This window comes from Leptolyngbya sp. FACHB-8 (genome assembly GCF_014695575.1).
Classification (GTDB): domain Bacteria; phylum Cyanobacteriota; class Cyanobacteriia; order Elainellales; family Elainellaceae; genus Vacuolonema.
In genome coordinates, this window is sequence record NZ_JACJOO010000048.1 from 59,892 (window position 1) to 84,341 (window position 24,450).

At 51.7% G+C, this 24,450-nt stretch carries 20 protein-coding genes; 13 read left to right on the plus strand and 7 right to left on the minus strand.

Annotated features, from left to right (window positions below; genetic code table 11):
- Nucleotides 1-580: 580 nt before the first annotated feature.
- The 3 genes from H6F91_RS10535 to H6F91_RS10545 all read right to left on the minus strand — a co-directional run bounded on the left by H6F91_RS10535 (nt 581) and on the right by H6F91_RS10545 (nt 2,830).
- On the minus strand, nt 581-1,756 hold the full coding sequence (locus H6F91_RS10535; RefSeq protein ID WP_190775190.1) for a hypothetical protein: 1,176 nt from the start codon (nt 1,754-1,756) through the stop codon (nt 581-583).
- 255 nt (nt 1,757-2,011) lie between these two features.
- Nucleotides 2,012-2,416, minus strand: coding sequence for a hypothetical protein (locus tag H6F91_RS10540; RefSeq protein WP_190775189.1), 405 nt, complete (start codon nt 2,414-2,416; stop codon nt 2,012-2,014).
- Nucleotides 2,417-2,485: 69 nt separating this feature from the next.
- Nucleotides 2,486-2,830 carry a hypothetical protein gene (locus H6F91_RS10545; protein ID WP_190775188.1) on the minus strand — a complete coding sequence of 115 codons (345 nt, stop codon included), beginning with the start codon at nt 2,828-2,830 and terminating at the stop codon, nt 2,486-2,488.
- Nucleotides 2,831-3,164: 334 nt separating this feature from the next.
- Between H6F91_RS10545 and H6F91_RS10550 the strand changes: the two genes are divergently transcribed.
- Nucleotides 3,165-4,097: a sugar ABC transporter permease gene (locus H6F91_RS10550; RefSeq protein ID WP_190775187.1), complete on the plus strand. Its 933-nt coding sequence runs from the start codon at nt 3,165-3,167 to the stop codon at nt 4,095-4,097.
- A gap of 130 nt (nt 4,098-4,227) precedes the next feature.
- On the opposite strand, the gene H6F91_RS10555 is transcribed toward H6F91_RS10550, so the two are convergent.
- Nucleotides 4,228-5,082, minus strand: coding sequence for a hypothetical protein (locus H6F91_RS10555; protein WP_190775186.1), 855 nt, complete (start codon nt 5,080-5,082; stop codon nt 4,228-4,230).
- Nucleotides 5,083-5,451: 369 nt separating this feature from the next.
- On the opposite strand from H6F91_RS10555, the gene H6F91_RS10560 reads away from it, so the two are divergent.
- The 10 genes from H6F91_RS10560 (at nt 5,452) to H6F91_RS10605 (ending at nt 19,678) form a co-directional block, all read left to right on the plus strand.
- On the plus strand, nt 5,452-6,321 hold the full coding sequence (locus tag H6F91_RS10560; protein ID WP_190775185.1) for an inositol monophosphatase family protein: 870 nt from the start codon (nt 5,452-5,454) through the stop codon (nt 6,319-6,321).
- Between the two features lie 405 nt (nt 6,322-6,726).
- Nucleotides 6,727-7,410 (plus strand): Crp/Fnr family transcriptional regulator, encoded by a 684-nt coding sequence (locus H6F91_RS10565; RefSeq protein ID WP_190775184.1) that lies wholly within the window; start codon nt 6,727-6,729, stop codon nt 7,408-7,410.
- A 139-nt stretch (nt 7,411-7,549) separates the two neighbouring features.
- Nucleotides 7,550-9,337, plus strand: coding sequence for a M61 family metallopeptidase (locus H6F91_RS10570; protein WP_190775183.1), 1,788 nt, complete (start codon nt 7,550-7,552; stop codon nt 9,335-9,337).
- A gap of 135 nt (nt 9,338-9,472) precedes the next feature.
- Nucleotides 9,473-11,752: a TolC family protein gene (locus H6F91_RS10575; RefSeq protein ID WP_190775182.1), complete on the plus strand. Its 2,280-nt coding sequence runs from the start codon at nt 9,473-9,475 to the stop codon at nt 11,750-11,752.
- Nucleotides 11,753-12,126: 374 nt separating this feature from the next.
- Nucleotides 12,127-12,948, plus strand: coding sequence for a tetratricopeptide repeat protein (locus tag H6F91_RS10580; RefSeq protein ID WP_190775181.1), 822 nt, complete (start codon nt 12,127-12,129; stop codon nt 12,946-12,948).
- Between the two features lie 89 nt (nt 12,949-13,037).
- Nucleotides 13,038-13,871 (plus strand): urease accessory protein UreD, encoded by an 834-nt coding sequence (locus tag H6F91_RS10585; protein WP_190775180.1) that lies wholly within the window; start codon nt 13,038-13,040, stop codon nt 13,869-13,871.
- Between the two features lie 442 nt (nt 13,872-14,313).
- Nucleotides 14,314-14,526, plus strand: coding sequence for a chlorophyll a/b-binding protein (locus H6F91_RS10590; RefSeq protein WP_190775179.1), 213 nt, complete (start codon nt 14,314-14,316; stop codon nt 14,524-14,526).
- 448 nt (nt 14,527-14,974) lie between these two features.
- The gene (locus H6F91_RS10595) at nt 14,975-15,397 is read left to right on the plus strand and encodes a hypothetical protein (RefSeq protein ID WP_190789314.1); all 423 of its coding nucleotides are present in this window, start codon (nt 14,975-14,977) and stop codon (nt 15,395-15,397) included.
- A gap of 1,254 nt (nt 15,398-16,651) precedes the next feature.
- Entirely contained in the window at nt 16,652-17,923 is a 1,272-nt protein-coding gene (locus tag H6F91_RS10600) for a DUF3747 domain-containing protein (RefSeq protein ID WP_190775177.1), read from the plus strand.
- 369 nt (nt 17,924-18,292) lie between these two features.
- The gene (locus H6F91_RS10605; RefSeq protein ID WP_190775242.1) at nt 18,293-19,678 is read left to right on the plus strand and encodes a GTP-binding protein; all 1,386 of its coding nucleotides are present in this window, start codon (nt 18,293-18,295) and stop codon (nt 19,676-19,678) included.
- Nucleotides 19,679-19,753: 75 nt separating this feature from the next.
- Here the strand turns inward: H6F91_RS10605 and H6F91_RS10610 are convergent, their stop codons facing one another.
- The 3 genes from H6F91_RS10610 to H6F91_RS10620 form a co-directional block, all read right to left on the minus strand.
- On the minus strand, nt 19,754-20,122 hold the full coding sequence (locus H6F91_RS10610) for a VanZ family protein (RefSeq protein ID WP_242035727.1): 369 nt from the start codon (nt 20,120-20,122) through the stop codon (nt 19,754-19,756).
- 62 nt (nt 20,123-20,184) lie between these two features.
- The gene (locus H6F91_RS10615) at nt 20,185-21,207 is read right to left on the minus strand and encodes an endonuclease/exonuclease/phosphatase family protein (protein WP_190775175.1); all 1,023 of its coding nucleotides are present in this window, start codon (nt 21,205-21,207) and stop codon (nt 20,185-20,187) included.
- 162 nt (nt 21,208-21,369) lie between these two features.
- Nucleotides 21,370-22,083 (minus strand): ROK family protein, encoded by a 714-nt coding sequence (locus tag H6F91_RS10620; RefSeq protein WP_190775174.1) that lies wholly within the window; start codon nt 22,081-22,083, stop codon nt 21,370-21,372.
- Nucleotides 22,084-22,311: 228 nt separating this feature from the next.
- Between H6F91_RS10620 and H6F91_RS10625 the strand changes: the two genes are divergently transcribed.
- Nucleotides 22,312-22,788, plus strand: coding sequence for a hypothetical protein (locus H6F91_RS10625; protein ID WP_190775173.1), 477 nt, complete (start codon nt 22,312-22,314; stop codon nt 22,786-22,788).
- A 206-nt stretch (nt 22,789-22,994) separates the two neighbouring features.
- The gene (gene gltX, locus H6F91_RS10630) at nt 22,995-24,443 is read left to right on the plus strand and encodes a glutamate--tRNA ligase (protein WP_190775172.1); all 1,449 of its coding nucleotides are present in this window, start codon (nt 22,995-22,997) and stop codon (nt 24,441-24,443) included.
- Nucleotides 24,444-24,450: the final 7 nt, after the last annotated feature.

A 24,450-nucleotide genomic window follows, 5' to 3' on the forward strand; every position in this document is an offset into this window, starting at 1 on the left:
ACACAATGAAATAGAGCATTTTGGACTTTAAGGTTAGCTAGAAAACCCTAAAATCCTAAGCGACTCTTTCTAGCGACGAACCATCCGAATCACTTGCAGCACTCAGCTTACGTCCTGAGGACTGGCGTTGTACTAGCAATACAGCAACCTTAACTGGGACACACAACAACACAGAAAAACGAAGCCTTTAGAACGGAAGGCAAAACTCCCTACTCAAGCCTAAGAATAATAGGATTTCGAAGCGTGGCACGTATCAAAATTAACTTTACCCTCAGGCTTCTTTGTCAATCCTTCATAAAGTTTCCCGTAAAAACCGAAAAAAATCAAATGGCAGTGTGTTTTTTTTAACAAAGAGGTAAGGTGAAAGCGATCGTTCGGTCTATGTATTTTTAGTTATAAAAGGAAAGCAAATTTTCCTTTTAGATGTTGATAACTATCTAACCTTTCCTTTGCAGTTCGCGTAATCCTGTGATGCAAGTTAGCTTACATCTTCTTCCTAAAACCAAACCCCGAAAGGCATATTTCCCGTGCGAAAAGTGTATGGAAAATATCCCTTCCGGGGTTTGGTGCAAGATCTGCGTTAGTGAAGATCAATTGCAAAGAGATTATCAGCCACTGCCTCAACTTTACTAGCGCTTATTTGGGGAGTGTTTGCGGACCATGCTTCCAAAGCTCGGGCGATCATTCCCATCCGGCGCTCCTGATCAGCGGTAATGCTTCCTACTGTATTACCCAAACCGGGTGCATTCCATTGGCGGGTATCCGGGTCGAGATAAGCTCGAGTGCGTGCCCAACTTATGGCTTCTGTTCCTGTAAGCCCCATTTGACGAGCTTCTTGAAGGCGATCCAGGTATCCGCCTCGACTTAAAGCGGCAGCCGGAGATTGATTAGCCAGATCGATGGCGTTTAATTGCTCCTCCAGAGATAAAGCCATACCTCGTTGTGCTGCATCCTGAAACAGCGTCATCGCTTGTTTTTGTAGCCGTACCAGTTGTCGGGCATTAGCCTCTTGAGGGGTTGCTGCCCCATGTTGGTAGGAGAAGGAACCTAAATTCCAAACCCCGTTACCCGGATCTTTGTGTCCTTTATAAGCAGGAGTTGTTTCTCCGGTAGGGGTGCGAGTGCCTTCTGCACTTCCAACGGCGATCGCCACCAGCGAATCAGGGCCGCCTGTAAACAGGGGAGCCAGAGCTTCTGGAATCTGAGCATCATTGGGGAAAGGAGCATTGGCCTTGGAATGTATCGCTTGGGCCAGGTTCTGAACAATGTCGGGTAGGGGCGGTAAATCAGGAATGGCAAAGGAGAGCCCATTGGCTCCTGAATCAGGCTGAGGCACTTGTGCGACAACGGCTTCGGGTTGGGTCAGAGCTGGGGCCGGTGTGGGTGTTGGGGCTACCGGGGCTTCAACTGGATCGGGAGGTGCTGCTTCTGACGCGATCGCGATCCCGGTTGCTATAGGCTCAGGTGGTGGTGGCAATTCTGCCAGATCCCCTCCTTTGCCCACGGGAGCTTCCATGGCATGGCTTGGAATGGTCAGTGGTAGATTGGGATCGGGTTTGTCTGGCTCAGCATCCGCTGTTGAAGCAGTGGAAGTGGGTTCAAAGGAAAGACTCTCATTGGGAACTTCCGCAACAGGAGCGGGGTCAAAGGATAAAGCAATATCCGATTCAGCGGCCTGGGCAACCGGGCTAAGGCAAAGGAAACCGGCCGATAGTAGGGCGACCGTGTAGGGGGCAAGGACGTAGGAATTCGACATGGTCAAGCTAGAATTTTGGCAATAAGGGCACGGAGAGCTTGCCAACACCCCACTGATGGGCTGTTGACGGCAGCATTGTATAGAGCGTACGAGCCAGTTCTACTTGTTGCAGCGCCTTTTGAGGGATACCTCTACTGCAATTCCTAAGGTCTGTTTTAGAGATTGTTTTTTCATGTGCGGAGCACACGTAAAAACAACCCTTCCACTTGGGTTCAAAACACACCCTAGACTGATAGCAAAACGACGGATGAAGAATTAGGGACCGTTACGTTGGAACAGGAAGGAATAGCCTGCGTACTCATCCCCCTCATAAAGCACCACGAACCACGTTTGTGGATCGAAGGCCAGAGGATAAACCTCCCGTTCTGCAGCAACTCCCTCACGAATTTCAACCTTGGGTAGGCGGCAGTAGGGCTCGCTCACAACGGCTTGGACAGCTTCTTTGCGATCGCGCTCAGGAATAGCCAAAAGTTTGGCTAACTCATCCCGACCCAGTATAGAGCTCGGTTGCACGATCTCGGCACAGTTATTGCTAACCTGTTTGGGCTTCCAGGTATCTCGCATATCGGCCAGCATACTCATCATTACTAGCATTGAGCCGCCTACAAGAAAATACTGGAAATTGGAGGAGCGACGAGCAGGCTTACGAGGCTTCATCATGACGGCCCTCCCCAGCCAGCATCAGGCAGGACAGAACGATTAATAACCAGGCAGCACCAAGAATAATACTCATAGTTTTCCTCCAAGAAGTAGACCCATTGCGGTCAGCGTTAAGCGATATCCCAACACCAGGCTTAAGGGGGGAGCCCACGTTGCCAGGCTGATAGCTAGTACAGATGGGAGGGCCAAAATTAATGCGACAGGCACCCAAAGGATGGGCATCGCTGTCAAAACAAAATCAGCCACCATACGTAGAACGGCCGCCCCAGCAACCCACAGTAAAGCCTCCAGAAGAATGGCGCGATCGCCCCGAGGCGGCGACAGCAGTGTTTTCACCCGCATCCAAGAGGGTGCAGGAGAACGGCGAGAAACGAGCAGCGGAGACCTGGGAGAAAGCGGGTGGCGACTGTCCATAGAAATATAGCTAAAGTAGTACATCTGAACTTATGGTGCAAGTGTACTATAAATTTGCTATAAAGCAAGGGCTCTATCGAAGAAATTTCCAGCCCATATCCCTGTAAGAATGCTGCCGATCCGGTAATAGACCTCCTGCATGAATCAGTTCCTGAGGGTGTGAATCGTTGCGCGGTGAAGCCGCGCAACGATTCACACAGGAAGTCTAATGTGGGGGTAGGCAGGGTAGGTGTTTGATTGGCGGTTTAGAAGGCGATGTGAGCCGCACCATCGTTCTTAACGATCGCGCACAGCACTGTAGACTGAAACCATTGCGGGTTGAGTGTCCACTTCTATGCATCAAGGTGATTCCCGTTGGGACAGCGCTGAGCGCCCCTCATTCTGGAGCGTTTGGGGGCCGCGCCTGACTCCTTATTTATTTCTGGCTCCAGCCCTATTGATTTTGGGGCTGACCGTGTTTTTCCCGGCGGTGCAAGCATTTTTGCTGAGCTTCACCCAGTACCAGTTTGATGTGACACAGCCTCCGGAGTGGGTGGGCCTGGAGAATATGCAGCGCTTGCTGCGTGACAAAGTGTTCTGGGAAGTCCTGGGAAACACCCTGCTTTACCTCGTTTGTGTGGTTCCGCTACTGGTAATCTTCCCGCTGCTGCTGGCAATTTTGGTCAACCGGGTGCTGCCAGGGATGCACTGGTTCCGCGCGGCGTACTATACCCCAGTGGTGATCTCGATGGTTGTGGCAGGCATTGCCTGGAAATGGCTTTATACCGAAAATGGGCTGCTCAACCAGTTCCTCAAGGCGTTCCACCTGTCGAAAGACGGCATTCCCTGGTTGACTAGCCCTAGCATGGCCCTGTTTAGCGTGATGGCTGTAACGGTGTGGAAAGGGTTGGGTTACTACATGGTGATTTACCTGGCCGGGTTGCAGTCCATTCCAGCAGACTTGTACGAAGCGGCTTCCATTGACGGTTCGGTGGGCTGGCAAAAGCATTGGGATATTACCATTCCCTTGATGCGGCCCTACTTGTTCCTGGTGGCTGTCATTTCATCTATTTCGGCCACTAAGGTCTTCGAAGAGATTTATGTGATGACTCAGGGGGGGCCTCGCAACAGCTCGAAAACGATTGTGTACTACGTTTACGAGCAGGCGTTTCAAGATTTGGAGATCAACTATGCCTGTACGGTTGGCTTAGCTCTCTTCTTGCTAATTCTTGGGCTCTCAATGGTGCGGTTGATTGTAAGCCGAGGGGAGCCGGGAGCGATCGCATAAAACCGCAAAAAAAGGTAATTTTCTAGACCTGTGGATGGGATGTGGTGAGGCACTTCGTACCCCACCACATCCCATCTACGGATTTGAAACACGACCCAAAAAAGAAGGTGGGCCTTGCCCACCTTTTGTACTACTTGTCAGCGACTGGTAACGCTGGCCGAGGCTCATAGGGCATCGGAATGTACTGTACGGAGGGACGACCTGTCATTGGCTGTGGGTAAAAATCCATCAGTTCATAAATGGCTCGGGGAAGACCCGTCGTGATGGGTAGCCCCAGTTCCTTAGCCTCCTCCACCATGAAGGGATAGTCGTGAGTGACGCGTCCCGTTGTGAAAGCCTCGACGATCCGATCGATATTCTCCGGCTTGATTTTAGTTTCGGGAAGCTCATCGCGAAGGAGCGATCGCACAAACGCTTGCACCTGAGCCAGCGCCTTTCGCGACACATCGGCCATTACCAGAGTTTGGTCATCAATCTCACTAATTGGTTTCTCCTCAACAACTTTAATGACACTTGCAGCTGGCATATTTCCAAGTTGTGGATCGACAGGCCCAAGAACAGCATTCTCATCCATCACAATTTCATCGGCTGCCAGAGCGAGCATTGTACCGCCGCTCATGGCGTAGTGTGGCACGAAGACCGTGACTTTAGCGGGATGGCGAATCAGGGCATGCGCGATCTGCTCGGTGGCTAACACGAGCCCACCTGGGGTGTGCAGAATGAGGTCAATGGGGGTCGTGTCGGGCGTTAGGCGAATGGCTCGCAACACCTGCTCCGAATCTTCAATGGTGATGAACCGTGACACTGGAAACCCTAAGAAACTCATGGATTCCTGGCGGTGAATCATCAGAATGGCTCGACTGCCCCGTGCCTGTTCGAAAGCTCGAATGGCAGAGATGCGGCGAAATTCAAGCGATCGCCGCTGCAAGATGGGCACCACCGACGAAATGATGAGAAACACCCAAAACAGATTGAAGAATCCCATACGTTTCTCCAAACCCGATAGAACACTCCCAAACTTACTGCACGTTTTCCGTTTGTCGAAACATCTAAAAGGAGCATTTGATCTTGCTGACTCAGGTGTATTTGAGTCAGTGAAGCCAGGTTTTTGGGGCCTTTGTTGCGAGGTGCGTCCCACGTTTGTAGGTGAAACGGGCTTCGCCCGCTTCACCTACAAACGTGGGTTTCCAAACTTGCAAGAGTAGGACGCACCCTTTGTTGCGTTAGTTAGCAATGTGGACTTGTGCATGAACTGCACACAAAATCAACTCTAGGGGGATTTAACTGGCCACATTTGAATTCAGAATTTATGGGATAGTGGAGAGCGATCGCCCATTCCTTCCAACTTCCCACCATGACTTCGTTTTCTTCGGCGCAATTGGATCGGATGCGCTTCCTGTTGCAGCGCTGTGGGCAATTAGCCGTCGATATGGCGGCTAAGGATTTTCAGGTCTACGAGAAAGGTGTGCAAGACTACGTCACCGATGTCGATCACGCTCTGGATGTAGAACTGGTTCAGGAATTACGGACACTCTTTCCCTCAGACGGGCTGATTTCTGAAGAAAATGCTTCATCTCGTTCCCTATTTCTGGCCCCGGATGCTCCATCCCGCTTGTGGTTGATCGACCCCCTGGATGGCACAGAAGACTTTATTAAAGGAGAGCCCCACTACGCGTTGATGGTGGGATTGCTGGAGCAGGCGCGAGCGATCGCGGGTTGGGTTTATGCTCCTGTATTTCAACAACTCTATTTTGGTGGAGTCGGGCTTGGTCTTTACCAGGCTCAAGGCGATGCTCCTGCAACGCCCATTCAGCCACAGTTCCCCGAATGGCAGGACCACTGCCCCATTTTGATTGGTACTAAAGATTTACGGCGCTATGGGGAGGCCATTACCCAGCACATTCCCGAGGCTCAATTCAATACCCTTGGAAGCTTTGGTCTGAAGGTCATGGAGGTGATCCTGGGACGAGCGGCACTTTATGTCTACCTCAACCGACGGGTCAAACTGTGGGATACCACGGGCCCTATTGCATTGGCTCACGCTGCCGGGTTGGTATGCTGCGACCTGAACGGGGAACCGTTGCGGTTCACTCCTGATGCTGTAGATTCCGAAACCCTGACCCATCAACAGACTATCCTGGTCGGCAGTCCAGAAGCTGTGGAACGATGGCGATCGCCCCTGCAAAAAGCAGCCCAGACCGTTCTTCATGCGTCAGAATCTTAGAATCAAATAAGAGAATGGGATGTAGTAAAAAGCGTACTTTGTGCCCCTTTCACTACACCCCATTCATAATGTATGTCTAGAACACTGCCCGGGCCGTTTATGTTTCTCCGGCTATAATTTCTGGAATCGTTTCAGCCGAAACAGGTTCTAATAAGGTAAGAATGAGTATGGTTCCGCTCTGTGCGGTTCAGATTTCTTATTATTTGAATCTTTGCTGGAGCGGTGGGTACGATAGATAGGGTGGGCTATCTGCCAATGTACCTCCGATTTTGTCTCACTTGTGGTATCGGGAACGCCAGGGTTCGCCTCTGTAAGCCTTTGCCCGTAAGGAATAGGTTTTGTTGTGCCCGGTTTTGACGCAAGCCTCTTGACTCGTCTGTTTGTGTTTATTCAGCATTACCTTTCATGCAGACCATAGCTTTTAGTGAGATTTTTCCGTTATTCCACTCCGCCAGCCCTGAGACCCTCGAATGGCTGATGTCCATTGCGGTTGAGCACGAGTACCCTGCAGATCGAGCCGTTTTGATGGAAGATGCCTGGGGCAATGCTGTGTACTTCATCCAATCAGGTTGGGTGAAGGTGCGTCGCCATGTTGGTGAAGATTTTGTTACCCTAGCAATCCTTGGTAAAGGTGACTTCTTTGGTGAAATGGCCATCCTGGATGAGTCTCCCCGTTCAACGGATGTGGTCGCTCTCTCTTCCGTAAAACTGCTTAGTATTTCTGCCCAGCGCTTCATTCAGACTCTCTTCAAAGACTCACAATTGCATCACCGCATGTTGCAATTGATGGTACGGCGGCTTCGGATGACCAATTTCCGCTTTCAACTTCGTCATCAACCGCCAGCTATCAAGCTTGCTAACATTTTGGTTGCCGTTGCTGAAACCTACGGGCAGCGCACCAGCCAGGGGTTGCAGATCTTCAACATTCCCATGCGTGATTTGGCTGATATTGCCGACATTTCCATTGATGAAGCGACCAAAATTATGGAAAAGCTGGATAGCAAGGGTTGGATTCATATTGACCCTGGCAATCAGATCATTGATATTGCGAATATGCGCCAGCTTTCGCACCTGGCTGGCCGAATTTAGTTAAGACAGAAAACAAGAGGCAGAAGGCAGAAGGGAAGAGAATGTAGAATCTCTTCCCTTCTGCCTTCTTTTATGAAGTTCGCTATAATTCGGGCACTGTGCGACTCTGCGCGTGATTGCTGACGTTTGCGACTGCCTGATGACTGAAGCCATTGAGACCGCTCCACTCACTGCCCGACATTCCTCCGTAGGCCTGCACTATCGGGTCGCAATGTCGCAGCCTGAATCCCATCTGTTTGAAATTACGTTAGAAGTGCGGGGATGGCGATCGCCTGTTCTCGACTTGAAGATGCCGGTTTGGACGCCGGGGTCGTACTTAGTGCGCGAGTACGCCCGCCATGTGCAAGATTTTGCGGCTACGGCCCAGCAGAAGCCCTTGCCCTGGTCGAAGGTCAGCAAAAACCACTGGCGCATTGATACCAATGGGACGGACGAAATTACAATTTCTTACCGGCTCTTTGCCAATGAGTTAACCGTTCGCACGAATCATTTAGATGGCACGCACGGATACTTCAATGGCGCGGCTACTTTCTTCTACATTCCCAATCATGAGAAGACGCCGTTGCGGTTGACCCTGGTGCCGCCCCACGCCACCTGGAAGATTGCGACAACACTGCCGCCCGTTCCAGGTCAACCCAATACCTTCGAGGCTCCCGACTTCGACACATTGGTTGACTGTCCGGTTGAAATTGGGGAGCATACGACCTACAGCTTTGATGTACTGGGAAAACCTCACCAGTTTGTCGTTTGGGGACAGAACAATTTAGATTCTGAAGCCTTGTTGCGGGACACGCGCAAGGTTGTGGAAACAGAGGCGGAACTGTTTGGTGGGTTACCCTACTCCCAGTACCTATTCCTGCTTCACCTTTCCAATCAGGGGTATGGCGGCCTGGAGCATAAGGACAGTTGCACCCTCAATTACTCGCGTTTTGTCTTCCGCTCTGCTGAGAAATACAGCCGCTTTATGCAACTGGTCGCCCACGAGTTTTTCCACCTGTGGAATGTGAAGCGAATTCGTCCCAAAGCCCTGGAAGTCTTTAACTACGACGGCGAGTGCTACACCCCCTCCCTTTGGTTCAGTGAAGGGACGACCAGTTACTACGACCTCCTGATTCCGCTTCGTGCAGGAATTTATGATGCGCGCCATTTTCTACGGGAAATGAGCCGGGAGATCACGCGATTTTTGACCACTCCAGGGCGGCGGGTGCAGCCCTTAGGGGAATCTAGCTTTGATGCTTGGATCAAGTTGTATCGGCGGGATGCCAACAGCGACAACTCTCAGATCTCCTATTACTTGAAAGGGGAGATGGTGTCGTTGCTGCTGGATCTTCTGATTCGGGCCCGGCACGGAAATGCGCGATCGCTCGATGATGTACTCCGCCAGATGTGGCACCAATTCGGTCAGGACGAGATTGGCTTCCTGCCGGAGCAACTGGAGGCCATCATCGCTGGGGTAGCAGGGGCTGACTTAAACGATTTCTTTCAGCGTTACCTGCATACCACGGAAGAACTGCCTTTTGATACCTATCTGGAGCCTTTCGGGTTGCGCTTGAAGCCGGATGATGTCTCTCACGCCGCGCCATTTACAGGGATGCAGGTGCGCTCAGAGCATGGCCGGGACGTGATTAAGTTTGTCGAGTACGGCTCTCCTGCCCAGCGTGCCGGGCTTGATGCTGGGGATGAATTGTTAGCGCTGGACGGGTTGCGAGTGACGGCGGAACAATTGAGCGATCGCTTGCAAGATTACCAACCGGGTGATACGGTCGAAGTGACTTTTTTCCATCAGGATGTATTGCGGGTAGGCGTTTTGCATCTGGCTCCGCCCCGGCCAATGAATTATCACATTGTTCCCGTGGAGCAACCCACGCCAATTCAGCAAGCCAACCTGAAAGGCTGGCTCAGCATCGCAACTTCAGATTTAGCATAGCTTTCTAGATGCATCACTCTTCGGATGGAATCATCCACCTGGGGCATTTACCCGGTTACCGTTACCGGCTATTCTGCATGAGGTTGTTCCCGACTTTTAGCATTTCCTGACCATTACCCCCGTCTGCCCGTGCTTATGGAAGCTTCCGATGCTTTTGCTACCGTTGGAATTGGCTTGCTTCTGAGCTTGAGCCCCACGGTCGCCAGTGCAACTCCCCTCGACTCTAAGTTTGAACCTGGCAATGCGATCGCTGCTACCGTGACAACTCCGGTGCAGACGCAAGAAACTGGTGAGCCTTCTCCTTACTCACATTTGACTAATCTGGTTTCTACCCCAATACCCGGTTCTGAAGAATCTGTGACCCAAATTCGAGCTTTGCTGTTTCCTGAGGAGACATCAACTCGTCAGGATGCGACAGAATCTGCAATGGATGAGGTTGCCGAAAGCCCTTCTGTGGCTGAAGCGTCTTCATCTGATACCTCCATTGCACCAGCTGAAGCAGCATCGGATTCGCAAATGGATGAGGCTGCTGACAATGAAGCCGATACCCTCAGTGCAAGGGATATCGAACCTGCGGCAGAACCTGCTATGGATGAGGTTGATACTGCCGTTGTAGCGGGTGGAGAGCGAACAGACGAATCGGCGCAGGGTGCGCCTCCCGAAGCCCCGGCTGTTGGTGAGGCATCTGAGACGGATACTGCGGTTGCAACAGACAAAACCTTTTCGGCTCTAGAAAATGTTTTTGCGAATGCACCCTCTCCAGCAACCGAGGATGCCGTGATGCCGATCCCGATTACCGAAGCGATCGCTCCCCCAGAAACCCAAAATCCTGTTGAAGTTAGTCAGCAACAGCCCATAACTCCCACGACTGGGGTAACTGATGTTCCACAGCCTACAACTCCCACAACAGGAGTGACTGACGTTCCACAACCCACGACTCCCACGACTGGGGTAACTGATGTCCCACTCCCTACCTCTGATCGGCCGTCTACCTCAACAGACTTTCTGCCTGAAGTGGAATCCTTCGTAGAGAATCTTGAGCAGTATCCTCTCGGCGAGGAAGTGGAGTTTCCCGACTACCTGGAGCCCAACCCCAACCCTCTGTATTTTCCGACTCGCCCTGAAGAGGTGGAGCTGGAGGGAATTCAGCCTCTTACCTTGCAGCAAGCGGTCGCCCTGGCTGAGCGCAACAACCCTGAGCTAGAAACCGTTCGGTTGCAATTGAACCAGCGTCGAGCTGAGTTAGAAGAACAACGGGCAGCCCTCTTTCCTAATGTCAGCTTAAATAGCAGTTTGACGGCTTCAGAAGGGCAACAACAAGAAGTCACGACGAACGTTTTTACAGGGGAAACGGAAACCGTTGGCGATGAAGTTGATGTTATCTTCGGCGGTAACATCCGTGTTGATTACGACATTTTTACCTCAGGGCTTCGCAGTGCCCAAATTGATGCGGCTGAGAACAACTTACGGGTTCAGGAACTCCAGTTAGAAGCCCAAACTGAGCAACTGCGGTTTGAGGTGAGTCAAGACTACTTTGACTTACAACGGGCTGATGAGCAATTGAGAATTCGCCGCGACGCTCTGAACCAGGCCCTGCAAAACCTGCGGGACGCTCAGGCTCTAGAGCGAGCTGGGGTCGGTACTCGATTTGATGTACTGCAGGCGGAAGTGGATGTTGCCAACCGACAGCAAGAACTCGTTCAATCTCTCAGCGACCAGCAGGTTGCTCGACGCCAACTGGCTCAGCGGCTGAATATTTCCCAGACTGTTAACCTGGCGGCTGCCGACCCCGTTGAGGTGAATGGCGACTGGCCCTTGACCCTGGAGGAGAGTATTGTCCAGGCTTTCCGCAACCGCGCTGAGCTTGAGCAACAGCTTGTACAACGCGATTTCAGTGAAAATCAGCGGCAGGCCGCCAATGCTCAGTACGGTCCTCAGGTTTCAGCATTTGCTCAGTATCAGGTGCAAGATGCTTTAAGCAATGATGAAACGGGAGTAGAAGACGACTGGACATTGGGTTTGCAGCTCAATTGGCGCTTGTTTGATGCGGGTGCAGGCACGGCCCAGGCCCGTCAGCAAGAGATTGGCATTCAGATTGCCGAGTCAAACTTTGCTGATGCTCGCAGTACAGTCCGGTTTCAGGTAGAGCAGGCTTACTTTAACCTACAGGCCAATCAAACCAACATTGCCACTGCTCGGCTCAACGTTGAGCGGGCGACAGAATCTTTGCGGTTGGCTCGCCTCCGCTTTCAGGCTGGAGTTGGGACTCAGAGTGATGTGCTGCGAGCCCAAACTGAGCTAACCCAGGCCGAATTTAACCTGGTGGAGGCCATTTTGGGTTACAACCAATCTCTGGCTCAGTTGCGCCGTTCGGTTAGCAATTACCCAACTGGGGATTTGGGCGATCGCCCCTAGCCCCTCATAAAGCAGGGAATACCGTTCCCTGCTTTTTTAATGACATCAAGACGGATGCGTATTGTTGTGTGTCGTGTGCTTCGCATACCACGGTTAAGGGCTTTTTCAAGAGGCGGCTTCTTGCGTCCCTCGAAAAAGCCCGTTTTGGCGTGCGCTCTACACACACCAAAATGGGCTTTTAGACCCATCTCGAACTGAGGTCAAATAAGCTATTTGCGAATGCGAACTATCCGCAAAAGCTTCCTCGGAACTGACGTTACACTAAAGTTAGCGGGCATCCTGCGTTACAGGTTCCGGATGCTAACCCGCGAGAAATGTTGTCTCGCTTGCCAATTTCCGCTAATCCATTTCATTCGTTATGGAGTCACTGTGCCATGGGAACGTCTGTTGTTGTTAATCATGCAACCTTTGAAGCGGAAGTCCTGCAAAAGTCCTTTGAAAAACCTGTACTGGTTGACTTCTATGCCCAGTGGTGTGGCCCCTGCAAGTTGCTGAAGCCCATGCTGGAAAAACTGGTGCAGGAGTATGACTTTGTACTCGCGAAAGTTGATATTGATGAGAACCCTGATCTGGCCAACGCATTTGCGGTGGAAGGGGTGCCTGATGTGCGAGTGGTGCAAAATGGGCAGATGCAAAACGGCTTTGTGGGCGTGTTGCCTGAGCCACAACTCCGTCAGTTTCTGGTGGATCTGAATTTAACATCTGCCCGAGAAACGGGTTTAGAGGCGATTCAGGTTGCCAAAGCAGCGGGTGAGTGGGAAGAAGTAGAAAAGCTTTTTGTCAACCTGGCTGAGCAATATCCCGAGGACAAAGGGCTAGCAATGGAAGCGGCTCAGTTTCTCATTAGTCGCCAAAAGTTTGACGAAGCCCAGAAGGCCCTGGCAGAAGTCTCACCCCACGATCGCGAATTTGGGCAAAAGGTAGAAGCCTTGCGATCGCTCATTCAACTTCACCAAGACAGTGAGACCCTCACTCCTGCCAGCGACCTGGATACGCACTATCTAAAGGCTGTGCAGCTTACCCTGGCAGAAGATTACGAAGCAGCGTTGCAAAGTTGGCTAGAACTGGTGGCACGCGATCGCAAATACCGTCAGGATGCAGCACGCAAGACCATGCTGACGATTTTCGCGTTATTGGGAGATGACCATGCCTTAACGATGGCCTATCGGCGTAAACTCATGTCAACGCTGTATTAGTTTGCGCATCGCGGCTACTCCCCTTGACGACCCACCTTGATCCTATTGCTTCTGCCCCAACCTCGAGTTGGCAGGGAAATCTGGAGCTGATGTTTTCCCCATCAGCAGAACGCACGCTCCTGGCCCGCTGTTCTGTGCAGGCTCCCTTCAAAGTTCAACGCCCCTTCTACCCAGAAGGGAACGTGTGTCATGTGGTGACTCTGCATACAGCGGGGGGCATTGTGGGAGGCGATCGCCTCTCCTCCACAATTCACCTCCAGCCCAACACCCATGCGCTACTGACCACAGCTACCGCCGGAAAAATTTACCGCAGTGCTGGTCTGGAGTCGCAGCTATCAACTCGGATCCATGTGGCAGCGGGAGCCTGTTTAGAATGGTTACCCCAGGAAACCATTGTGTTTAATGGAGCGATCTCCCGCCAGCATAACCGGATTGATCTGGCGGAAGGAGCTCTATGGATAGGGTGGGAAATCACACGTTTCGGGCGTACAGCTCGCGGAGAACGGTTTGCCAGTGGGGAATGGCGATCGCGTACAGAGGTATGGCAAGAGGGCCGTCCTCTTTGGGTTGATCCTCAGTGGCTTCAGGGTGGTTCTGCTATGTTGGACAGCCTGCATGGTTTGGCAGGCTGCCCGGTAGTAGGGAGCTTCTCTGTTGTAGGCCAGGATCTATCGCCGGGCTTAATAGATGTGGCCCGTCAGTTCTGGCAGGGCCGCGCCTCAACCGAAACTCTGCTCCCAGGTTCGACCATTCCCCAGCCTGTGCCTCTAGCTCAGGTGGGTGTAACCCGTCTGAGGCAAGGAATGCTCTGCCGTTATCGAGGACATTCGACTCTAGAAGCCCGTCGCTGGTTTGCTGAGGTATGGCACCAGGTCCGACAGGAGCTGCTGATGCGTCCGGCCTGCCATCCCCGAGTTTGGTGAGAAAAGTTAACAGAAGTTAATAGAGGGAGATGTTGGTTTCTAGAGCCCCGGTGTTTGGTCAAATACCGGGGTTCTAGGGTTTTACCTTCCCATAAAGTAGCCTGCAAGATTTTTCGGGTGCCTTGTTGAACGAACCTGTCTGTGTGCCAAAGATACTGCTGCAATCTGCTCACTGCAGAGGCTTAAAACTAACCTGAGTTCGGGTTAAGGGTGTTTTCGAGTGCCGCGCAACGCGCGGCATTCGAAAACACTCATTTTGGCGTGCGCAAAGCGCACGCCAAAATGAGCACTTTAGCTTATTCCGAACTGAGGTTAAAACTAGGTTTGTTTTATGACGGTGAATCACTTCCTCTGAATAAGGAGAAAGCTTCTATCAGAATTGAAATAAAACTTAACATGTATGTTATAGTTATTTACATAAATACATGAGAAGGAAATTTCTATGACTAGCAAGGGTTATACGACTGAAGAGCGTGGGCTGATGAACAATTTCGCCGTAGAGCCCAAGATGTATGTGGATGAAACCCAGCAGTTTGGCTTCAATGCCCATGCAGAAAAGATCAATGGTCGTCTGGCGATGATTGGTTTTGTGTCTGCCCTGATTCTTGAAGCCACAACGGGTCATGGCGTTGTGGGTTGGTTGACCAGCCTCTAGTCATAGCTGCTTCCTCTATCGTGGGGAGGGAACAGTTCTCTCAAGCTTTTCCCCTGTTTTGATGGCGCTAAAACCCTGACAAAGTGTAGGAACGTTTGTTGAGCCAAACTCCAGATTTCTGCATGGACGTGTAAAGGTGCAGAAATCTGGAGTTTTTTGAAGGGAAATCATCTACGCCCATTCACCTTATCCTTACATGGCCGTATGGTTAAGGGCTTTTTCGAGGGACACGCCTTGCGCGCCCCTTGAAAAAGCCCTTTTTAGTTGCGTGGAGTGCACACCAAAATGGGCACTTGGGCCAAGCCCGAATTGAAGTTAAGTAGATGTCGCCTTCCAGCAAAGTCCTTTACACTGTGAAACAGGAAGAAATCTTTCATAACGTGTCAGGCATCACCCTTTAAGTCCGATACCTGGTAGATGATGACCCAAAGTGGCTGGAGTGATCGGTGTGAATGCAGCAGAACAAGCGAAAGGCTTAGAAACCACTACCAAAATTGCAGCGGTGGTTAACCTATTCAAAACGCTCTTCCCCGATGCGCGGGCTGACTTGAAGCCCTGGGCTAATGATCCTGATACTCGCAAGCTCGTGGATCCTGACTCTATTGATATCGGCTTTCATTTTCCCGGTTGGAGTCCTACCTTTCAAAGCCGTTCCATATTGGTACAAATTCGCCTATTTGAGGATCCGACTACAGAAACTCGGCAGGTCATTGGTGTAGAAGCGGTCGGGTTTAGCTATGAAGGTGAGAAGTGGCGACTGTCTACAATTGATGATTGGCAATTTCTGGGTAACGTACAACCGAAGGAATCTGTCAAAGAAAAATTAAAGACATTTTGTCGCCAGATCTACCAGCTATTCAACGGTTCATAACCCTGAGAGCCGCATATTCTATCCATACCTTCGCCATTTTTCTCAAGCCCTGGATTTTACCAGCAGTTATCATTATGAGCTTCAAAGCCAAGATTGCGCGCCCGTCGGGCGCGCAATCTTGGCTTTGAAGCCCGAAAACCGCTTGCCTTCGGCAAGCAGTTTTCGGGCTTAATTCCATACTAAGAATTGCTGGGATTTTACGGCGCGGCGCGTACGCAGAATCCAGGGCTTGAGGAAAATAGTGAGCGTGTTGTTCTATAACCTGTGGTTCTTTTTGTAGGAGCGATGGCTGCACTGCTACCTCACAAAAAGAATTTCAGGTTGTTTTGTGTATAACCTTTATTAGCTATTGAAAAGGTTGATTTCCGTATTGAAAGTGTGGAAAGTAAGCCTTTTCAATGGCTTCTCGAAAGGCTTCCTGAGGTAATTTAATCGTGAATCGCAAAAACGATAACCAATTTCCTAATTGGCACAATTAAAAGCTGTTTTTAACTCATCTACTTACCCCTTAGAGCCTGCTATTACATGGCTGTGTATGTACAGTTTCAGAACTGTCCTCACTTGATTTTGTCAAGGAGTTGCTGCTTGTTTGATCCGCATAAATTGCTGCTAATTCGACGACCAGTCTCGACATTAACGCTTCAAGATAGAGAGCTAATTATCTTGCACCAAACTTCCCGGATTACCTCTATTAAGCTGTGTAGCCTAATAACATAACCCCAAAGATACGTTTTGTAGATGAAGCTTGATGGAAAATATGTGAGCGATCGCGGCACAAAAAAAGCCATCATTTCGTCAAGTCAATTATCCATTCACTCCAATCAGGTAATGCTTGCATCCAGGACGTGAATCTGATTAATGAAATCAATTCACATCATCTATTAGCTAAAATTCGGGTGTCATAATTTCCCCACACTCGAAGTATTTATTGCCCAACTTTTCGATTTGGTTCGCTCTGTCCAATACCGTCGGTTCTGAGACTTCGTATTAGATTCTGACTGATCCCTCTTGCCTGGGAATAAATTCTTCATCACTCCTGATGCCACGCTATTGTAGTTTTGTTGATATCAACAAATGGGGATGATGAAGCTTGGCAGTCACTTAAATACCCTGGCAAGAAATCTGTCCAGAGTGTTTTGCGAAGTGTCAGTGAACACTCTACCGTGTGCCCTAAAGAGGCAATAATGCCTTAAAGGGGCAGAAGCGCCCGATAGGGCAGTCATCTATCCTGCTAGAAGAGAACCCCTCGTTGTTATGAAACGCATTTTTCGTAGCTTAACTACCCTGGCCGCCGTTGCACTGGGTGCCCTTCCCATCGCCCACTCCATGATTCAGACGTCTGCTTCCGCCACGTCTTTCGGTCAACAGGAAGTGGATCAAAACCGCTTTATTGCCTTTTCATCCCGTGGAACGAGCGATCGCCAATTGGTCGTCGTTGAACAGGTTACCGACTCCCGTGCCTGCTGGAGCGAAAGTGGTGCTGGGCCGGTCATTGTGAACCCACTCCTGCTCAACTTTGACTTTACGGGCATTTGCCGCCGAAGCACCGATCGCAATGGCTACTCCATTCGGATCAACGGTGAAGATATGGGTCTGGCCTACACGTTGCGTGTGTTGCCCCGTGAGAATGATTTGGTACTGACAGCGATTCCTCGTCAAAGCGGCGTGCCGCGGTTGGAGATTGCCCGTTCCAATGGCCTCACCAATGACTTTGCCAAACTCAATTTCAACTCTGGCTGGCGCTTTACCCGCCGTACCTTTAACGACCAGGCCTTGGGGCACGTCTATCTGACCTATGAGGGGACGCTTCCACCCGGTGGTGTGGTAACCAACCCCAGCCCATCGCCGAGTCCCTCACCTAGCCCATCGCCTTCTCCCAGCCCATCGCCTTCTCCCAGCCCATCGCCCTCGCCTAGCCCTGGCCCTGTCCGGTTCAGTGACATTTCTGGGGATATTTATGCGACGGAGATTCAACAGGCTGTACAAACAGGCTTCATCGCTGGCTTTGAAGACAACACCTTCCGGCCACAGGGAACTCTGACTCGAGAACAAATGGTCTCAATGGTGCTCGATGCTCTGGTGCGAGTTCCTAATACGAACCTGCAAGTGCCCACCCGAGCAACCCGTAATCCCTACAGTGACGTGCGTTCTGACCGTTGGAGTGCGGCTAAGATTCAGTTTGCCCGTGACAACAACCTGATCAGCGGCTATGAGGATGGTAGCTTCCGTCCTGATCGCCCTGTGACTCGTGCAGAGTTGATTTCGGTGTTGCGCCGTGCAGCAGGCTATGCTCGAACCCTGCGTGGGTCTTCGGCAGTCCTGACGCCCACACAACAGCCCATCAACTTCGGCGATACCGCGAACCACTGGGCTGCTAGTCAGATTTCTGAAATGTCAGCCTTCTGTGGCGTTGCGTCACCGCTGAACGAGCGGGGTACATCTTTTGCCCCCAACGACTCAGCCCTCCGTAACTATGCAGCAGCGGCAACTCTGCGAATGATGACCTGTGTGCAACGGCCGCAGTAATGAATGATTACCTTCTCGTACGGATACCGTACGAGAAGATAACATTTCAATGTTCCTCTTAGGGAACTTGGGGCATGTGGGCATGCCCTTTTTTTATGCTGTGTAGTACCAATTGTTGTTTGAGGGCATGAACCGTTGACTTTTGAAAAGCCAGGCGAGACACGGCTTTTCAAAAGTCAACTCCCGGTCTCTAAGCGCGCAGCGCTATAAGTTTTGAGGATGCCGAATAGGGCGATCGCCACCCTCTTCCTCCGGTAAACCCCATAGTGAAAATTGAGGTGGGTACGCGAAAATTAAAATGGCGTTTGAGGATCACTAACCTTGGCTGCACCGATCGAGTCCCCCGAGCCGTCTTCTCCCGCAACGAACATGGGATTGATCCCCCTGGGGTTGCAAGATATTCACTATCAACGAGCTAAGGCGAGTCTGAAGCAGTTGCTCCAGCGCTACTCTACGGCGATGCGTCAACCTCGTCGCCAGGGCTCGGTGGAGTTGCAGGCCGCCATGAAAGCAGATCTGAACCAGGTTTCCTACGCCCTCGATAAGTTGAACTCCAATCTGGTAAGAATTGCCGTTTTTGGCCTGGTTAGCCGAGGCAAATCAGCGGTAGTTAACGCATTGGTTGGTCAGCGTTTAGTACCCACAGGCCCACTCCACGGGGTGACCCAGTTTCCTCGCTCGATCTACTGGTCGCTGGAATTGAGTGAACCGGTCACTGTCGAACTAATTGACACCCCAGGGTTAGATGAAGTGGGTGGGCAATCTCGTGCAGCAATGGCTCTGGAAGTGGCCCATGATGCGGATTTAATTTTGTTCGTCATTGCTGGCGATATGACTCGGACGGAGTACCGTGCTCTGACAGAACTTCAGGCTGCTCATAAGCCGTTGATCGTCGTGTTCAACAAGACGGATCTGTATCCTGATCAGGATCGGCAAGCTATTTATCAGAGGCTACAAGACTTATTTGATGCGAGCGGAGATGTCAATCGTCCCAGGCTTCGCCCTGAAGATATTGTGCGAGTTGCCGCAGAGCCTGCCCAGATGCAGGTGCGCGTGGAGTGGGAAGATGGCCGCGTCACGTATGAGTGGGAGGCTCCACCGCCCAACATTACAGAATTGAAGCAAAAGCTCCTGGCAATCCTCAACCAGGAAGGTAAGTCGCTACTGGCCCTCAATGCCCTGCGGCAGGCCCGAGAGTCAGAGCAATCAATCGCCCGCAAAGCTTTGCGCCTCAACCAGGAAGCAGCCGAGGAATTGATCTGGAAATTTGCCCAGTGGAAGGCGATCGCCATTGGCCTCAACCCGATCGCCGTCGTCGACATCCTTGGTGGCTTTGCCACCGATCTCGTGATGATTCGCGCTTTGGCTCGACTGTATGGGCTGCCTATGACCCGCCATGAAGCCGGGAAACTGCTCAACAGCATTTTGTGGAGTGCGGGGGGTGTCCTGGCTGGGGAAGTAGGAAGCGGATTGCTTTTGGGTGTTGGCAAAAGCGCTTCTGCGGCGGTGTCGTTTTTTGATGGCGTGAGTGGAGTAATGGCCTATGGGAGTGCGGCGATCGCCCAAGCTACCCTGGCCGGCTATGGTTCCTACCGTGTTGGTAAAGCTGCCCAGGTTTATCTGGAACAGGGCTGCACCTGGGGGCCGGAGGGCGTGAATACGGTCTTGCACAACATTCTGGATCAAGTCGATCGTGATACCGTTCTCTATCGCCTGCGCCGGGAATTGGAAGAAAAGGTAACGGTGCTACGTTGACCTGTATGGGGCTTTCTGCGTGAATCATGGCCTGGTGAAGCTAGGCCATGATTCACGCTTCAAACAATGACAGGATTAATCTTCTCGCTCGGCGAGCCAATATCCGAGGGCAATTCCCAGTCCACTACAAACTAAATCCAGGGCGTCGAGGCTGCGGTTTGGAGAGAAACCTTGTATGACTTCTTCCACCACAGTGAAGGTGCCGAAGATCAAAATCCACAAGGGTATTAACATCCTTAGAAAACGGATACGACGTTTTTGCAAGATGCGATGACCCAGATAGGCTGCTACTGAATACAGAATGATGTGCCCCGGTTTGTCATAGTTGGGGATGGCTTGAAGCTCGGCTGGCAAATTGCCGGTGTAGGCCATCACCAGGATGACGACAAATAATGCAGCAAAAATAATGGTTGAAATCCAGGGCAGGGTGCGGGTTTTAGTCATGGAGTTGAGGGAGTGATTTCCTGAAGTTTTTGTTGCATGCATCAATACACGCAACAAAAACTTCAGGGATAAGCTAAATCCGTCACAATTGGCAGATGATCAGACCCGATTCGAGGCCCTGTATGGACATCTACAACGGAGATGTTGGGGCTGGTCAGGCAGTGGTCGATGGGGATGAACAATGGTGGAGCGAAGGCAGGCCAGGTTGGGAGAATGCCAAACCCATCGCGGCTATTCTTGAGACCCGTGTGGGCGATTAATTCACGGTAGAAGGCAGACCACATCGTAATGTTGAAGTCGCCTCCCAAAATAATGTGATCAGCCCCAGGAGCTTTTTCCTGTTGAATGTGTTGGATGTATTGGGATACCTGCTGCAACACTTGATTGCGGCGGGCGAAAAGATTCCAATAGAGGGGTGGCGGCGGGTGGATGGCGATCGCCACTCCCAGTACCCCATTGCGCTCAAATTGGGCGACCAACACATCCTCCTGGACGGATTTGAGGGTTTTGGATGCCCCTGATGCGGTACCTAGAGATACCTCTGTGAGAGGAAAGCGGCTGTAAATCGCGACATCCGTGGGATGGGTGTTGCGCTGGTTCAATCCATAGGGCAGCAAGCTGGCAACCGAATCCATAGTTTGTAACCAGGCTGGATTGGTTTCCAGAAGAATTAGTAAATCAGGCTGTTCCTTGCGAATCAGCTCGGTTAGCGCTTGATAATTACGGTTTTTTGCCTGAACGTTGCTAATCATCACCCGCAGAGCAGAGCCATCTGTGGCAGCGTGGGCTACGGGGACGGGGAAGTACCAGGGCACGACCTGGCTGAGATTTAGGACCAGACAAAACAGACTGAGCTTCCATCCCCAGCGTGGATGCCGCCCGAGAAAAAGGGCAAACAGCAACCCAGAAACAAGCAGGTATTGCACACGAAAATGCGTGACCAGATCGAAGACGAAGTTCCAACGACTCAGGAACCCCGCTAGCGAAAGAACCAGGATCCCAATGAGCGGAATGTTTAGGGGGATAGCGGAGACGATCGCCCTTACTTTCGAAACCAATCGGAGCAACGGTGAGCGGAGTCCCATAACCCTCCTGAAGAAATAATCTGGACTGGGGCGCGACAACCGCAGTGCCAGGAATGCTTAGATCGATGCTTTGAGACTCTTCGTCTGTAGCAACGATCCTCAACAAGCAGCCCGACTCTAGCCGCTTCGGAAATTACTTCGTCTCAGGATGGACGTTTCTTTTTATACTTCACCTCGCCACAGTGCAATTCCACCCAAGAGCCCAGCAATATTGGGCACGATTTTGACCCGAGGGGGTAACTCCATTTTGATTTCCTTCGCGTTGCCGCCTCCAATATATAGATAGTCATAGTTGAAGGTGTGGGCAAGTTGGGCGATCGCCTTATTCAAGCGCTCCTGCCACTTTTTCTTTCCCGCCGTCTCCAGAGCGGCTCGGCCGAGCTGTTGCTCGTAGGTTTCGCCTTTGCGGAAAGGATGGTGCCCCAATTCCAAATTGGGTACTAAAATTCCCTGGATGAAGAGGGCGGAGCCAAAACCCGTCCCCAAGGTGATCACCAGTTCTAGCCCCTGGCCTGCCACTACACCCAGCCCCTGCAAATCTGCGTCATTTGCAACGCGCACCGGCTTTCCTAACTTTTCCTGGAGCGCACCCTGAAGATTAAACCCAATCCAACTGGGATGAAGATTCGCGGCAGTTTCGGTGACACCAACTCGAATCACACCTGGAAACCCCACCGATACCCGGTCGAAGGTTTTGTCCGTTGCCAGGGTCAGAATAATGTCAAGAACGGCTTCGGGAGTTGGGAGAACGGGAGTATCCAGACGATCGCGTGCCGTCATTGGTTCGCCCTTTTCATCCAGCACCATTACCTTAATGCCGCTGCCGCCAATATCTACTGCCAGGGTTTTGAGCGGCTCTGATGTGTTTAATGCCATGCTGCGCCCTTTTTCTATATCTAAATAACTTTCTAGAGACTAACGTCTCCCTTGCTCAGCCTTGAGGAATGTTTCATTGGTTTAAAAAAGTCTATCGAAAGGGTCTTGTGATTGGTATGGTTGCCCATAAGGAGCCTCGATAACGATTGAGCAAATAACCGGACTGAGAGAATATCTCAGGCTAGAGCTGTTGAGTTTGTAGTACTTTACTGTCGCTCTTTTCTCCTTATGATGAGTCCCCATTTACAGGCCGAGCAGCAACGTTTGCGCGCTCAAATTGACGCTATCGCTTCTTCGGGGCCGATCGCTCCCCCCAATGTTCGGATTGAAGCTGACTTTCTGAATCACAAATGCTGGCGATTGACCCACACCACTCTGCCCGTACGCGAGCGGGAGTTAGGCGTTGCCGGTAGCTCCCGCCACCGCGACTGGGTTGAACGCATCCATCGTCGCGATCGCCTTAAGGAACTGGAGGAAGAATTGGCGATCGTTGAAAACCTGATTGAGCGCCAAATGCGTACCGAATCCATCTTCATGCCTGATGCTCCTACCATCAGCCTGGGCGATTCTGTCGAGTTTGATGGCAAGGTCTATCGAGTTCAAGACATCGGCTTGCGCTATCTCCGCTTAGTGGATGATCACAACGTTGTGGTGCGTTGTCCCGTTGAGTCAGCGCGGTTGTTAAGCCAGAGCATCGGGGGTTAGAGCAAGGTAAAGAAGTGGGAGAGTCAGGGAGCAGGGGAGTCATTGCTTGCATCTGGTTCATCAAAAAAGTGTTACCTTGCCCCCTGTCCTCTGCTCCCATGCCCCTCCGCCCCCCTGCTCCCTTGCCCTTACAATGGGGAGTGCAGATCTGCCGGGAGAATTTCCGCAGGTAGATGTGCGGCTGCACTCTCAATTAATTTTTATTTATGTCGGTTCGCGTTCGTATTGCACCCAGTCCGACGGGCCTGTTGCACATTGGCACGGCTCGTACTGCTGTGTTTAACTGGCTGTTTGCTCGCCACCAGGGCGGCACATTTATCTTGCGGATTGAGGATACCGACCAGGAGCGATCGCGCCCCGAATATACCGAAAATATCCTCGATGGCCTGAAGTGGTTGGGTTTGACCTGGGATGAAGGCCCCTTCTATCAAACAGAACGGATGGATCTTTACCGTCAGCAGATCCAAACCTTGCTGGATAAAGGATTAGCCTATCGGGCCTACGATACCCCTGAAGAATTGGATGCCATGCGGGAAGCCCAGAAGGCCCGTAATGAAGCACCACGCTACAACAACCGCCACCGCAATCTGACGCCCGAACAGGAGGCGGCTTACCAGGCCGAGGGCCGACAGGCGGTGATTCGCTTCAAAATTGATGACAATCGCGAGATTACCTGGAACGACCTGGTGCGTGGCAACGTCTCCTGGAAAGGACGGGATCTGGGAGGAGACATGGTGATTGCCCGCGCCGCTGACCCCGGTGAAGTTGGCCAACCTCTCTACAACTTTGTAGTGGTGGTCGATGACATCGATATGAACATCTCCCACGTCATTCGGGGTGAGGACCACATTGGTAATACACCCAAGCAAATTCTGCTGTATGAAGCGCTTGGCGCAACGGTGCCCCATTTTGGCCACACGCCACTGATCTTGAATCAGCAGGGGGCCAAGCTGTCGAAACGAGATGGCGTCACGTCCATTTCCGATTTCCAACGCATGGGCTATACAGCCGAGGCGATCGCCAATTACATGACCCTTCTGGGTTGGTCGCCCCCAGAGCCTATGACTGAACTCTTCGCCCTTCCTGAAGCCGCTGAAAAATTCGGCTTTGAGCGGGTGAACAAAGCGGGAGCCAAGTTCGATTGGGACAAGCTGAACTGGATCAACAGCCAGTACCTTCATGCTATGCCCGTTGAGCAGCTGACGGATCTGCTAGTTCCCTACTGGCAGGAGGCAGGCCATAGCATTGATGCGGTAGGCGATCGCCCCTGGCTGGAACGGATGACAGCTGTCATCGCCCCCAGTCTGGCTCGTCTGGATGAAGCGGTGCCTATGACCCAATATCTGTTTCAAACCGATTTGGCCTTTAACGAGGATGCCACGCAGCACCTCCAACAGGCGGGTGTTGGCGATGCGCTGAAGGCCGTGCTGGCGGTGTCGGAGTCTGCGCCGTTAGAGACGGAGGCCGATGCCCAGGCGATCGTGCAGCAGGTGGTCAAAGAGCATGGCTTTAAGAAAGGCCTGGTGATGAAGTCTCTCCGGGCGGCTCTCACAGGTGCTCTTCAAGGACCTGATCTGGTGCAGTCCTGGCTCCTCCTTCATGCCAAGCAACAGGATCGTGTTCGGCTTGAGAAAGCAGTGGCGATCGCAGGCTAGTCTCCTC